General features: G+C 58.7%; 6 protein-coding genes. 4 read left to right on the plus strand and 2 right to left on the minus strand.

Annotation, left to right across the window (positions count from 1 at the left end):
• Positions 1–56: 56 nt before the first annotated feature.
• Entirely contained in the window at positions 57–2,873 is a 2,817-nt protein-coding gene (locus SKZ59_RS16405; RefSeq protein ID WP_254671621.1) for a TonB-dependent receptor plug domain-containing protein, read from the plus strand.
• 79 nt (positions 2,874–2,952) lie between these two features.
• On the opposite strand, the gene SKZ59_RS16410 is transcribed toward SKZ59_RS16405, so the two are convergent.
• On the minus strand, positions 2,953–4,584 hold the full coding sequence (locus SKZ59_RS16410; RefSeq protein ID WP_070303344.1) for an NAD(P)/FAD-dependent oxidoreductase: 1,632 nt from the start codon (positions 4,582–4,584) through the stop codon (positions 2,953–2,955).
• A 1,091-nt stretch (positions 4,585–5,675) separates the two neighbouring features.
• Here SKZ59_RS16410 and SKZ59_RS16415 point away from each other — a divergent pair.
• Positions 5,676–8,672, plus strand: coding sequence for a carboxypeptidase regulatory-like domain-containing protein (locus tag SKZ59_RS16415; protein WP_051992113.1), 2,997 nt, complete (start codon positions 5,676–5,678; stop codon positions 8,670–8,672).
• A gap of 656 nt (positions 8,673–9,328) precedes the next feature.
• Positions 9,329–12,187 (plus strand): TonB-dependent receptor, encoded by a 2,859-nt coding sequence (locus SKZ59_RS16420; RefSeq protein ID WP_139143388.1) that lies wholly within the window; start codon positions 9,329–9,331, stop codon positions 12,185–12,187.
• Between the two features lie 104 nt (positions 12,188–12,291).
• Here the strand turns inward: SKZ59_RS16420 and SKZ59_RS16425 are convergent, their stop codons facing one another.
• A complete protein-coding gene (locus tag SKZ59_RS16425; RefSeq protein WP_319992359.1) occupies positions 12,292–13,017 on the minus strand; it encodes a 16S rRNA (uracil(1498)-N(3))-methyltransferase in 726 nt (241 codons plus the stop codon).
• Positions 13,018–13,213: 196 nt separating this feature from the next.
• On the opposite strand from SKZ59_RS16425, the gene tkt reads away from it, so the two are divergent.
• Entirely contained in the window at positions 13,214–15,211 is a 1,998-nt protein-coding gene (gene tkt, locus SKZ59_RS16430) for a transketolase (RefSeq protein ID WP_070303341.1), read from the plus strand.
• Positions 15,212–15,268: the final 57 nt, after the last annotated feature.

Below are 15,268 nucleotides of genomic sequence, written 5' to 3' on the forward strand. Positions count from 1 at the left end.
CCGGGTAGCAAATCCGGAGTCATATATAACCGTACAAATGAAAAAAAGGGTTCACCATGCTTAAAGAAACCGTCATCTCTCGTGCAGTTCGCATCGTCTGCGCCGGTGGTGTAGTTGCCGCCATGTCAGTTGTTTCGCAGTCCGCGATTGCACAAGATGCGCAGGGCGCCGATGCGCAAATCCAGCGCGTTGAAGTCACCGGCTCGTCGATCAAACGTATCGCCGCCGAAGGCGCTTTGCCGGTCACTGTCCTGACCGCTGAAGCCATCCGCACATCGGGCGCCACCTCGGTCACCGATCTGGTCAAGAAACTCTCTTCCGCCCAGGGCGCCACCAGTGAAAGCTCCTCGGTTGGCGGCAGCACCTTCGGTTTTTCCGGCATTTCCGTGCATAACGTGGGTGAGACGCGTACGCTCGTCTTGCTGAACGGCAAACGCCTGGCCCAGTTCGGCGGCCAGACGCTGACGGGTTTCGCCGCTGGCTTCGACTTGAACTCGATCCCTATCTCGGCAATTGAACGCGTGGAACTGCTGACCGATGGCGCCTCCGCCCTGTACGGTGCCGATGCCATCGCCGGCGTGGTCAACTTCATTACCAAGCACGATACGACGATCGGTGATGTGACCATCGGCTATTCCGCACCCAAAAACGGTGCGCGTGAAAAACGCCTCAGCGCCACCAAGGGCTTTGGCAATCTGGACGAAGATGGCTACAACGTGGTGCTGACCTTTGGCCACGATGAGCGCGACAAGCTCGCTTCCGTCGACCGCAAGTTCGCCAACACGGGCAAGGTGCAATTCTCGGCCAATGGCAAGCGCTATCAGAAGCAGCAGTTTTCGGCCAGCCCGATTCCTGCCAATGCCACCGATGACAATGGCCAGCTGATCAGCCCTTACCAGAAGGCCAACGGTTCCTGCCCGGAAAAGACGTTCCGCGTGATCGAACCGTATAACGATGGCAGCGGCCTGGTCGATGACTATTGCGGCTATGACTTTACCAAGGACCTGGAAATCTATCCGGAACGCAAACGCGACAACTTCATGGCGTCGGGCACCTTCAAGCTCGCCGGCCAGGAAGTGTATGCGGACGTATTGCTGTCACGCACCAAACAGACTTCGCGTATCGCTCCCGTACCTGGCGCGATCGCCGTCGATGCGGGCACGCCGCTGCATGACAAGTATTTGGTGCCAGCGGGTATCACCGGCGATAGCACGGCGTTCTACCGCTTGTTCGACATGGGCCAGCGTACCTCGAAAGATACGGCAGATTTTGCCAGTGTGGTGGTCGGCACGCGCGGCATTCTGGCCGGCTGGGACTATAACGCAGCCTATAACTTCTCCGAAAGCCGCGTAAAAGGCAGTATTTCCGGTTATCCTGGCGCCATTGCCGTCAATAACCTCACGTCGAGCGGCTTGCTCGATCCCTTCGTCGGCCCGGGCAAGCAGTCCCCTGCGGCACAGGAAGCGATCAAGTCGGCCGCGTACTCCGGTTACTGGGACGGCGGCACTTCGCGCCTGCAGACGATTAACCTGAATGGCTCGACGGAACTGCGCCGACTGCCTGGCGGCGCAATGATGCTGGGCATGGGCGTGAACATCAACCGCGAGGAATTCTCCGCCAAGCCAAGTCCGTTTGCGCAAGGCATCCTGGCCGATCCCGTGAAGGGCACCTTGTGCGGCGGCACGACGGGGCTGGAATGCGACCAGCGTTTCGGCGACGCGGCCAGCAGCCAGCCGTACAGCGCCAGCCGTACGTCGAAGGGCATTTTTGGCGAAGTCATCGCGCCTGTGCTGAAAGAGCTGGAATTGGGCGCCGCCTTGCGTTTCGATGAATTCTCGGACTTTGGTGGTGCAACCACGGCCAAGGCCAGCTTCAAGTGGACGCCGGCACCTACCTTGCTGATTCGCGGTTCGGTCGGCAATGGTTTCCATGCGCCGACAGTGCCACAAGTCAACGCCTTGCAGCGCGGCTACGGCGTCACTAGCGACAAGTACACGTGCTCGCCAGCCTTGCAGGCAATCGCCACGCGTCTCAATGCGCAATGCCAGCCAGGCAACCGCCAGTACGACCAGCTGGCCGGCGGCAACCGCGAATTGCAGCCTGAGAAATCGAAACAGGCAACCATCGGCTTCCGTTACGAGCCGATCAGCGCCATCACCCTGGGCGCCGACCTGTGGCATGTGCAGATCCGCGATTCCTTCGGCCAACTGACCGAACAGCTGGTATTTGCCAATCCGGCCAACTTCCCGAAATCCTGGGGCGTCAACAAGGACGTGGGCACGGGGACTACCTACCTGGCCTTCCTGGCTGACAACCAGAACTTGGGCAAGTCGTTTGCCACCGGTGTCGATATCGATGTCAGCGCCCGTTACCGCTCCGGCATCGGCCTGTTCACGTCGCAGCTGAACGCGACGCAGATGCTGCGCGAGGACGTGCAGCTGGAACGCAATGGCAGGTATTATTCGGCGCTGGGCAACTTCGCCGATCTGGGCTCGGTGACGTTCCGCACGCGCGGCCAGTGGACGAACACCCTGAAAACGGGCAATTGGTCCAACTCGCTGACCGTCAATTTCCTGTCCGGCTACAAGGACCAGGAAACGTCGGTCGACGTGCTCGACGCGTCGGGCGCCGTGACGGGCCAGGAAAAGATCCGCATGCAGGTAGGTTTCTATTCGACCCTCGACTGGCAAACGGTATGGACTCCAAGCAAGAGCTGGGTCCTGACCGCCGGCCTGCTGAACCTGACCGACAAGAGCCCGCCATTCGTGCCATCGACGGCCGGCGCGAACCGCGGCCAGCAATTCGGCTATGACGACCGCTACTACGATCCGCGCGGCCGTACGGGCTACCTGAATGCTTCGTACAAGTTTTAAGCAAGGTACGCAGGCAACAAAAAACCGGCACTGAGTGCCGGTTTTTTTTCGTCCCGCCGCAGCGCGGGGAGGGCAGGGCCTAGCGGCGCGCCGCCATCGACAGGGCCACCGCCTCGGCCACCTTGATGCCGTCGACGGCCGCCGACAGGATGCCGCCCGCATAGCCGGCGCCTTCGCCGGCGGGGAACAGTCCCCGCGTGTTCAGGCTTTGCAGGTCGTCGTCGCGGCGCTTGATGCGGATCGGCGACGAGGTACGCGTTTCCACGCCCGTCAGCACGGCATCGGCCTTGTAGTAGCCCTTGATCTGTTTGTTGAAGGCCGGAAACGCTTCGCGCAGGGCCGTGATCGCGTATTCGGGCAAGGACGGCGCCAGGTCGGTCAGGTGCACGGCCGGCTTGTACGACGGCACCACGCTGCCAAATTCCGTCGAGGCGCGGCCGGCCACGAAGTCGCCGACCAATTGTCCTGGGGCATCGTAGTTGCCGCCGCCCAAGGCAAACGCTCGCTCTTCCAGTTCGCGCTGGAGGGCGATGCCGGCCAGCGGGTCGCCCGGGTAGTCGGCCGGCGTGATGCCGACGACGATGGCGCTGTTGGCGTTGCGCTCGTTGCGCGAGTACTGGCTCATGCCGTTCGTCACCAGGCGGCCTGGTTCGGATGCTGCTGCCACCACCGTGCCGCCCGGGCACATGCAGAAGCTGTACACGGAGCGGCCATTGCTGGCGTGGTGCACGAGCTTGTAGTCGGCCGCGCCCAGGATCGGGTGGCCGGCGCTGGGGCCGAAGCGGCAGCTATCGATCAAGGATTGCGGGTGTTCCACGCGGAAGCCGATCGAGAACGGTTTCGCTTCGATGTACACGCCGCGGCGGTGCAGCATCTCGAAGGTGTCGCGCGCGCTGTGGCCGATGGCCAGCACGACGTGGTTGCTGGCGATGGTTTCGCCATTGTCCAGCACCACGCCGCGCACCTGGCCGCCATCGCTGCCTGGCTCGATGTCGAGATCGACCACTTTGCTGCTGAAGCGGTATTCGCCGCCCAGCTGTTCGATATTGGCGCGCATTTCTTCCACCATCTTGACCAGGCGGAAGGTACCGATGTGTGGCTTGCTCACATACATGATTTCTTCAGGCGCGCCGGCCTTGACGAATTCCGTCAGTACCTTGCGGCCGTAATGCTTGGGATCCTTGATCTGGCTGTACAGCTTGCCGTCCGAGAAGGTGCCGGCGCCGCCTTCGCCAAACTGCACGTTCGATTCCGGGTTCAGCTCGCGCTTGCGCCAGAAGCCGAAGGTGTCGACCGTGCGCTCGCGCACCTGTTTGCCCCGTTCCAGGATGAGGGGGCGCAAGCCCATCTGTGCCAGGATCAGCGCCACGAACAGGCCGCACGGGCCCGTGCCGATGACGATGGGGCGCGGTTCATTGGTATGGCCGGCCAGCTGTTCGCCGCCGGCGACGAATTTATAGTCGGTGTCGGGCGCGGGCATCAGATGGATATCGTGGCCCAGGCGCGCCAGCACGGCCGCTTCATTCTTGACGTCCACGTGCAGCGAGTAAATCAACACCACGGCACTGCGCTTGCGCGCGTCATAGCTGCGCTTGAAGACGGTAAAGCCGAGCAGCTCATCGGCGGCAATGCCGAGGCGCGCCAGGATGGCGGCGGGCAGTGCCGCTTCGTCGTGTTCGAGGGGGAGTTTTACTTCGTTGAGTCGCAACATGGTGTGTATTTTTAAAAATTGCCGGGCTCCGTATCTAGCGGAGAGTGTGTGGTGACGCGTGAGGGCATCCGGCCGCTATTTTACCTCCACAATGCTCGCTGCCTCGTTTATCCGGACTTTTTTGGGGACGAAAAAGGCAGGCATACCGTCTGTGCGCATGCTTGCCACCGTGCCGTGAGGGAATCTGGAGATGTTTCCTTGCTGCCACAAACTGGTGCAAACCAGTGCGCTGCTGGTGCATCCGCCGCCCCTTGTTGGGGCGCGCAAATCCGGACCTAATTTTTCGGGTAAATTTGTGTTGCTTTTTTGTTGTGGCCGCTTGATTTTGTTGACGCCTTGCCATTGCGTGTGATTTGATAGTGTTTTGTTACTCGCAGGTGCAATTCCGTATCTTTGTTTCGCACGCATTTAAGGAAATGAGCAGCGTTGTCTCTTGCCGCTGCCACTTCCTCAATGGAGTGCGGGATTTTTATTTTAAGATGATGACGAGGAATTTCTTTTTATACGGAACTATTCTGAAAAAATCTGATTGATTTATTGCGGGATGGATCTGCAATATATTCGGCCTCGTTCCGTAAAATAATTTCGTCTTGTGCGTCATTTATTTTGCGGGCTCTTTATATCCATCTTTTTAGAAACAACTCTTCCTGCAGTATTCTGATTCCATTGGTGCAAAGCCACTGTTTGCAGGCATTCCAAGCAAGTTTGATTATCGTCCGCGAATGTTTTCATTCAGCCTGGATGCGTTTCCGCGCGCCTGTTTCCTGGATAAATAGAAGTGTTGCGCCAACAGAACAGTTTTCCTAATTTTATTGACCAGTCCGTTTCAATATGTTCCGATGTGTCATTCTGTTTTCTTTGCCTATGCAAAGTGGACCGAGAGGATGCCTTGTGTGACGGGATTACAAGGTGATGAGAGTAAAAAGCGTTCAAAAACGCATAAGTGTGAGTGATAAACTCCTTTACCAAAGCAGTAATACTGCGCTCATAAATAAATAGGGAATGACATGTTGAGAAAAACTGTAATAGCACGTGCATTAACGATCGCTTTCAGCGCGTCGGTATTGAGCGTTGCGATTGTTCCAACGGTAATGGCACAGTCGAATGCCACGGGCAACATCATCGGCAAGATTGCGCCGGATGCCAGCGCGTCGGTGCAGATCGTCGGTTCCGACAATGGCTTCAAGCGGACCATTTCGCCCGATGCAAGCGGTACTTTCCGCATCACCTCCCTGCCAGTCGGTAACTACAAGGTAACGCTGCTGAAAGGTTCTTCCGTCGTCAGCACGCAGGACGTGGAAGTACGCATCGGCCAGGAAAGCGAAGTAGCGCTGCAGCAAGTGCAAACCGTGAACGTGACGAGCCGCCGCCGCGCGATCGATGTCACCAGCTCCAACTCCGGTTCCTCCTTCAATTCGCGCGAGCTGGCTACCCTGCCACTGGCGCCTACGGTTGCCAACATTGTGCAATTGGCAGGCGGCACCACGCGCGCCGACTCGCGCTACGGCAACAACGCCGCCAGCTTCGGCGGCTCCAGCGCGTCGGAAAATGCGGCGTATATCAACGGTTTCCCCGTCACCAACAGCCTGTACCAGGTTGGCTACTCTTCCCTGCCTTTCGGCTCGATTGCTGAAGCGCAAATCATCACCGGCGGCTACGGCGCCGAGTTTGGACGTTCGACGGGTGGCGTGGTCAATATCACCACCAAGAGCGGTACCAATAACTGGGAATTCGGTGCTGGCTTTACCTACGCGCCTGATTCGCTGCGCGGCAAAGCCAAGAACATCATGTTCCCGAACACGGGCGCCAATCCCAAAACGGATGGCAAGATCTACAACTACCGCGAAGGCGACAAGCTGACCGAGAAGGTCTACAACGCCTACGTCAGCGGCCCGCTGATCAAGGACAAGCTGTTCATCTATCTGGGTGGCGAATTTACCAAGATGGACCGCGAAACGGCACGCCTGGCCTCGACCAGCACCGTGAACAACCAGACCGGCTGGCTGGTGCAAAAATCCGAGGTGCCGCGCTATATCGCCAAGATCGACTGGAATATCACCGACAACAACCGCCTCGAATACACGCATATTTCGGACGAGTCGAATGTTAACGATCAATACTACGGCTTCAACTATGACACCAAGAAGCGCGGCTATGTGCAGAACGGTGGCGCCAAATTCAAGAACTATTCGGCAGGTGTGCTGTTCCTGAACGCCACCGGCGCTGCGCTGGCGGCAGCCCAGGGCTCCAACATCGACATCCTCAAGCTGACCAGCTATGTGACCGATGATCTGACCGTGCAAGCCCTGATCGGCCAGGCCAAGACGCAACGCGAGCAAAATCCGTTTGGCTACATTCCAGGCTTGCGTCCTGTCGTTGCCTCCCCGGATAACCAGGTGCCAGGCGTGAATTACCAGCCTAGCCAGGTGCAAGGTTTCAGCTCGGCCCTGTTGCGTGATGGTGCGCAAGATACCAACCGCGGCTATCGCCTGGATCTGGAATACAAACTGGCCAAGCAGCATACGATACGCGGCGGTCTGGATCACAACAAGATCAATGCCCTGAACGGCACGGAAGCGGCTGGCGGCGGTACCTGGACGTACCTGAAGACCAATCCGAACACGGTATTGTCTGGCCACAATATGTCGCCGGCAGCTGGCGGCGGTTATGGTACCCAAGGTTACTACGTGCGTGAAAATCTGCAGCGCGGCGGCTCCACTCCGACCGTCGAGCAATCGGCGCAGTACATCGAGGACCGTTATCAAGCCACTGAAAACCTGGTCGTGACACTGGGCTTGCGCAATGAGTCGTTCAAGAACATGAACGGTATCGGCGAAACCTTCGTGGAACAGAAAAACATGCTGGCACCGCGCTTGAATGCGGCCTGGAATGTGTACGGCGACGGTTCCCTGAAAGTCTTCGGTACGGCTGGCCGCTATTTCATGCAATTGCCTGCCAACATGGCCGTACGTTTTGCCGGCGCTTCGCTGAACACCGACCGCTTCTACACCTACACCGGCGTCAACCCAACCACCGGCGCACCGCTGGGCTTGAACCCGATCAGCAATGTCGTGTCGGCTAACAATGAATTTGGCCAGGAAAAACGCGCCAATGAATTGGCTGCGACCAACTTGAAGGCTCACTTCCAGGACGAGATCAACCTGGGCTTCGAGAAGGCCCTGACGCCTGATTTCAACGGCGGTATCAAGTTTACCTACCGCAAGCTGAAAAACACGATCGATGACTACTCGGATCCACGTGCCATCTCGGCCAAGCTGACGGGCGCTGAAAAAGAGTACTTCGACGATCATGGCTGGAACGGCGCCCTGTTCAATCCAGGCAAGGACAACACCTTCATGATCCCAGTGGGACCAAACGGTGCACAGCGCGCGGTGACGATTTCGGCTGCCGATGCAGGCTTCCCGGAAAAAGCCAAGCGTACCTACACGGCGCTGGAATTCATGCTCGAACATCCGATGCGCAATGGCTGGTATGGCAAGATGAACTACACGTGGTCGCGCAGCGAAGGCAATCAGGAAGGCCAGACCAAGTCGGATAACGGCCAGGCCGACGTGGGCTTCAGCTCGGGCTGGGACTTCCCTGAAACGATGGTCAACGGCAGCGGCTTGTTGCCGAACAACCGTGCGCATCAGTTGAAAACCTACGGCTACTATGAGTTCACGAGCCAGTTCGGCGTCGGTGGCAACTTGCTGGTGGCAACGGGCCGTCCAATGTCGCGTACTTGCAATATCCCAGCGTCCATGGATCAACAGGGCTTGGGCTTGTCGCAATACGGCTCGATCTTCTTCCTGTGCCCAACCGGCCCGAACGGCCGCGGCGCTTACGGTACGCTGCCAACGGAAATGCGCCTGGACTTGAACTTCATCTACAAGCCAGAGCAAATCAAGGGCATCGTGCTGAAAGTCGACGTGCTGAACGCAACCAACCGTCAAGTGGCGCAATCGATCGACGAGGCGTACAACACCAGCGCCGCCGGTACTGCAGTCAGCCCAACCGCCGGCATGGTCAATGCGTATTCGAGCCCGCGCACCGTGCGCTTGTCGGCACAGTACAGCCACAAGTTCTGATGTGACTCCGCCTTCGCCGGCTGACCTTGGTCAGCTGGCGTAGGCTGGGATGTACAGGCAAGTCTGGAAGTTTCTGGCGCCCCGCAAGCTGCAAAGCTTGCGGGGCGTTTTCTTGATGGTGTCACCGCCTTAATGGTGTCACCGTCAGATCGGACACGCTCCAATAACGTTTCTGGCGAACGGAAAACGTCCTGCTATAAATGCCATAAGATTGTTGTTTTGTGTACATAGTCATGCCAGATATATGTTCTAGATTGACAATGTAGCATTGCTGTGCTCAACTGTGATCCTGCAATGACTTCCGTTTGGATAGTCTTCTCCTGGCGTCTGTCTCATCTGCATTGTGTCTCCTGCCGCCTCTCCTCAGCGCCACGTTCTCGTACATGTCGCCACGCTGTTTTTGCGTCCGAAAATGTGAAAAATTTCCTTACTGTTGTAATTAAGTGTAACTGTGCTACATATATTTGACACTTTATGATGATAAATGTTTTTATATGTCTTCTAGGCAAAATGTTTATCGCATTTTGTGCAAACAAGCCGGGAGGTGAACGGCGAACCTAGACCGGGTTGCCAAGGAAGTTGAACCCAAAATTTCCTTGGTCAACAGTCAGTTGCATAAGAGCAGGCTGTGAGAGTGGCTTGTACGGAGAAAATAATTGGATAATAAAATTGTACTGAAGCGCAGTGTCATCGCAGTAGCGCTCACCTTGGCATCGTCCCACATGGTAGTCATGGCGCAAGAAGTGTCCGCCGAACCTGCTGTGCAAAAAGTCCTGGTGACAGGGTCGAACATCAAGCGTTCCGAAAAAGAAGGTTCGTCGCCGATCCAGACCCTGAATGCCAAGCAGATCGCTGCGACGGGCGCCAATACGGTGGCCGAGCTGCTGCACTCGATCCCCGCTTTTGGCTCGGGCTCTTCGGTTGACGTGACTGATGGTGGTTTTTCGCGCGGCGCGGCAACGGCTTCCTTGCGTGGCCTGGGCTCCTCTTCCACGCTGGTATTGCTGAACGGCCGCCGCATCACGGCTTCCGCGTATGCCGATCCGAACCAGGGTAAATCGGCTGTATATGACTTGAACAGTATTCCTGTTTCGGCCATCGAACGCGTTGAAGTATTCAAGGATGGTGCCTCGGCCGTATATGGTTCCGACGCGATCGCCGGCGTGGTCAATTTTATTACCAAGACCAATTACACGGGTGCTGAACTGACTGCCAGCGTCAGTGCCAACGATGATGGCGAGTTTGCACGCCAGAATCTCAGTGGTATCTTCGGCTTCGGCAAGGACCGTTTCAACGCTTTCGTCAGCTTTGACGTTGCCAAGCGCGACAGCACCCTGATCAAGAACGTCAACGACGTCCAAAAAGGCATGTACGCGGACATCAACGCCCGCCTGAACCCGTTTTCGAGCAGCCTGAGCACGTCGCCGTTCTTCTATGCCGAGCGCACGCCTGGCGGCAAGAACTTCGCCAATACCTACGCCTTGCGCGACCTGGTCAAGAATCGGCTCGATTGCCCTACCTCGCAACAGATTACAGGCGACCGTGTGGCGCATAATCTGACGGCAACCGATACCCTGGTGGGCCGTACGTTCTGTAATTTCAATACCAACGATTATTCGGAAGTGCAAAGCGCAGGCAAGGACGCCAATGTGCTGTCGCGCGCCACGTATGAAATCACGCCGAGCATGACTGCGTTTGCGGAGGCTGGCTATAGCCGTTCGGAACGTACCTACCTGCGTGCGCCTACGGCATTCCGCGGTACGGCGTCCACGACCGTCTTCCTGCTGGACGGCGCTCCTCAGCAATTTCAGATGATTTTGCCGGTTGGCCATCCTGACAATCCGTTCCCGACACAGCGCGCGGCGGTCGGATACCGTGTCAGCGCGGACGGTGGCGCAGTCAATACCAATGAAACCTACCGTTTGCTGGCTGGCTTGCGTGGCACCGTCGGCGAGTGGGACTGGGAAACCGGTTTCCTGTGGAACCGCGCCGAGCGCAAGGAAGAGACGCTCGGCATGCTGTATCGTCCGACCCTGCAAAAAGTCATGACCCAGGGGTGGACCCTGGCCCAGGCCAACGCCGATCCTAGCGTCACGCGCGACCTTACCAACCGCGGTTTCGCGCAAGTAAGTCAGATTGACGCCAAGGCTAGCTCGGCCTTCGGTCAGCTGGGTGGCGGCCAGGTAGGCGTGGCGTTTGGTGCTGAATTCCGTCAAGAGAAAATCGGCCTGACGCCAGACTTGGCAGTACAGCGTGGCGATATCATTGGTCTGGCCAACTCGGTTGCCGACGGCCGCCGCAACGTTAGCTCCGCCTTCTTTGAAGTGCGTACGCCGTGGACCAAGAATTTCGAGATGGACTTTGCTGGCCGTTACGACAAATACCCTAACTTGAAGGGCAATTTTGTTCCGAAAGTGGGCGGCAAGCTGACGGTCAACGATCAAGTTGCCATTCGCAGCACGTACGCGGAAGGTTTCCGTGCTCCTGCGCTGACGCAAGTGTCGCCAGGCGGTGTGCAGTCGTTCCAGACGGTAACCGATTCGCTGCGCTGCCCGGACGGTGTCAATCCAGTCCCTGGCGCGGACAAGAGCGATTGCGCCAAGGGTATTTCCAGCCTGTCGTCGGCAACGCCTGACCTGCGTCCTGAAAAGTCGAAGAGCTACTCGCTTGGCCTGATCCTCGCGCCGACCAAAGATATCGACGTGCTGATCGACTACTATCGTATCAAAAAAGTCGATGAGACCGCCTTGTTCAGCGCACAGTACATGATCGACCATGCTGATCGCTACCCCGCCAACGTGGTGCGCGACAATAGCGCGGCCAACCAATTGGTTGATGGTAGCGGCAAGCCTATCGCAAATAGCGGCCCGATCTATCAGGTCAACCGTTCGTATGTGAACCAGGGCAGCACCGAAGTGAAGGGTGTGGACGTTGAAGTCGCCTTCCGCAAATCGCTGGGCGACATGGGCCGTCTGACCGCCAATGTGAACTGGAGCTATCTGATGAGCTTCAAGCGTGCCGAGCGTCCCGGCGACGTAGCGACCGACACCTCGGGTTCTGCTGGCGGAATTTCCGACTGGTCAACGTCGGTTGGCGACAATCCGAAAAACCGTGCTAGTGCATCGGTCAATTGGACGCGTGGTGATCACTCGCTGACCACGTCGGTTGATTTCGTGGGGGCCGTATCGTTGCTGCGCCGCAGCGACAACGATGTGTTCTACGAGAAGCCATACTGCCAGTACGGCTCGGGACAGCCATCAACCGCGTATCAACTGGGTGGCTTGCCGAAGTTCAGCAACTACATCACCAACTGCAGCGTGAAGAGCTGGACTACGACCAATCTGGCCTATTCGTACACGGGCTTCAAGGATTTGACGCTGTCGTTCAATATCAAGAACGTCTTTGATATCAAAGCGCCATACGATCCGCGTTACCCAGTGGAAGGCTTCAACACCCAGCTGCACAATGGTCAAGGCCGTTATTTCCGCGTCAGCGCCAACTACCACTTCATGTAATCAGTACCTGCCGGCGTGTCAGCACGCTGGCAGACCTGCATGTCTGGCATAAAAAGCCACCCGGATTTTTCGGGTGGCTTTTTCATGATGGCGCCGCTGGCGTCCTACATCCCGCCCCACAAGGCACTCAGCGTCGCCAGCGCCGTCAGTCCCGCCGTTTCCGTGCGCAGGATGCGCGGCCCCATGCTCAAGCCGATGGCGCCGGCGGCCAGGGCCGCCTTTTCTTCCGCTTCCGAAAATCCCCCTTCCGGCCCCACCATCACGGTGATCGCCTGCGGCGGCTGGTGACGCGCCCAGTCGGCCAGCGATTGCTGCGCGCGCGGCGTCAGGATGATGCGTTTATGTAAATCTTGCTGGCTGCTCCAGCTATTGAAGTCTTGCAATGGCGCCAGCTGTGCCAGCCGGTTGCGTCCGCATTGTTCCGATGCGGATACGATGATGCCTTGCCAATGCGCGAGTTTTTTCTCGGCCCGCTCGGCGGACAGGCGTACCACGCAGCGCTGCGCCGACAGCGGCACGATGCCGGCCGCGCCCAGTTCGATGGCTTTTTCGATGATCCAGTCCATTTTCGACGCTTCCGGCAGCGCCTGCGCCAGGGTCACGGCGTAAGGCAGTTCCGCCTCGCGCGCCACGTGCGCCTGGATTTGCGCCGTTACGCTGCGCTTGGCGACCGCCACCAGGCTCGCCTGCACTTCGCCGCCTTCGCCATTGAACAGGGTGATGACGTCGCCCGGCGCCAGGCGCACGACCTGGACATGGTGGGCGACAGCCTCCGGCAGGGAAACGGTGGTGCCGGCGACGAGCGGCTGGGGGCAGAAAAAACGCGGCATGCAAATCCTCAACGGGGGTATATGTGGGGTGGAAAGACGTCAAAGTATAGCCATTTGGCTGGCCAGTACGCCGCAATTCTAATTTGCGGCCCCCTAGTCTGGTAAAATAGTTGACTACATAAAGCAGCCGGCCTGGGTTCTTTCTTGTCCGTGCTGTTGCAAACGAATCCCAAACTCGCGACTGACCCACACCATCATGACAACTACGCTCCCGACTACCAAAATGGCCAATGCGATCCGCGCACTGGCAATGGACGCTGTACAAAAGGCCAACTCCGGCCATCCAGGCATGCCGATGGGCATGGCCGAGATCGCAGTTGCCCTGTGGAGTGGTCACTATCGCCACAATCCCGCGAACCCGAAATGGCAGAACCGCGACCGCTTCCTGTTGTCGAACGGCCACGGCTCCATGCTGCACTACGCGCTGCTGCACCTGACTGGCTACGAGCTGTCGATGGATGACATCAAGGCCTTCCGCCAGATGCATTCGAAAACCCCGGGCCACCCGGAAGTCGACATCACGCCAGGCGTGGAAACGACCACCGGCCCGCTGGGCCAGGGCATCGCCAACGCCGTCGGCATGGCTCTGTCGGAGCAATTGCTGGCCGCTGAATTCAACAAGCCTGGCCACGACATCGTCAACCACTACACCTATGCATTCGTTGGTGATGGTTGCCTGATGGAAGGCATTTCGCACGAAGTGTGCGCGCTGGCCGGCACCCTGGGCCTGAACAAACTGATCGCCCTGTACGACGACAACGGCATTTCCATCGACGGCAAAGTCGAAGGCTGGTTCACGGACGACACCCCGGCGCGCTTCGAAGCGTATGGCTGGAACGTCATCCGCGCCGTCGACGGCCACGATGTTGCCGCCGTGGCTGCCGCCATCGCCGCCGCCAAGACCGCATCGAAGCCAACCCTGATTTGCTGCAAGACCATCATCGGCAAGGGTTCGCCGAACCTGCAAGGCGGCGACAAGGTCCACGGCGCCGCGCTGGGCGACAAGGAAATCGCCGCCGTGCGCGAATACATCGGCTGGGATGCCGCTCCGTTCGAGATGCCGGCCGACGTGTACGCGGCCTGGGATGCCAAGGAACAGGGCGCCCTGCTGGAAGCGGACTGGAACGAACGCTTTGCCGCCTACAGCCGCGAATTCCCGCAGCAAGCCGCTGAACTGACCCGCCGCATGCAAGGCGAGTTGCCACAGGCATTTGAAACGGCCCTGTCGGCTGCCATCGCTTCCTGCGTGGAAAAGAAAGAAAACATCGCCACCCGCAAGGCCAGCCAGAACGCCATCCAGGCGCTGGCTTCGTCCCTGCCGGAATTCCTGGGCGGCTCGGCCGACCTGACCGGTTCGAACCTGACCAACTGGAAAGAGTGCGTGGCCGTGCGTTCGGGCCAGCCTGGCAACCACATCAACTACGGCGTGCGCGAATTCGGCATGAGCGCCATCATGAACGGCATCACCTTGCACGGCGGCTACATCCCGTTCGGCGCCACGTTCCTGACGTTCTCCGACTACAGCCGCAATGCCCTGCGCATGGCCGCCCTGATGAAACTGCGTTCGATCTTCGTGTTCACCCACGATTCGATCGGCCTGGGCGAAGACGGCCCGACGCACCAATCGGTCGAGCACGTCTCGTCGATGCGCTTGATCCCGAACCTGGACAACTGGCGTCCATGCGACACCGTCGAGTCGGCTGCTGCCTGGGGCGCCGCCGTGCGCCGCAAGGATGGCCCGTCGACCCTGATCTTCTCGCGCCAGAACCTGCCATATCAAGAACGTAGCGCCGAACAGATCGAGAACATCTACCGCGGTGGCTATGTGCTGAACGACGTGGCCGACGCCAAGGCGATCCTGATCGCCACCGGTTCCGAAGTGGAACTGGCCGTCGCCGCCGCCAGCGCGCTGGCTGCCGAAGGTATCGCCGTACGCGTGGTGTCGATGCCGTCGACCGACGTGTACGACCGCCAGGACGCCGCCTACAAGGCCAGCGTGCTGACGAAAGGCGTGCCGCGCGTGGCCATCGAAGCGGGCGTGACCAGCTTCTGGTACAAATACGTGGGCCTGGAAGGCGCCGTGGTCGGTATCGACACGTTTGGCGAATCGGCGCCTGCCGGCGTGCTGTTCAAGCACTTCGGCTTCACGGTCGAGAACGTCGTCGCCAAGGTGAAAGCCGTTATCGCTGGCTAATATTGATTTTTAACGGTCCTGGCGATGTGCTCGTCGGGGCCGTGCATGTACCTTCTT

Source organism: Janthinobacterium sp. GMG2, from assembly GCF_033949445.1.
Classification (GTDB): domain Bacteria; phylum Pseudomonadota; class Gammaproteobacteria; order Burkholderiales; family Burkholderiaceae_D; genus Janthinobacterium; species Janthinobacterium aestuarii.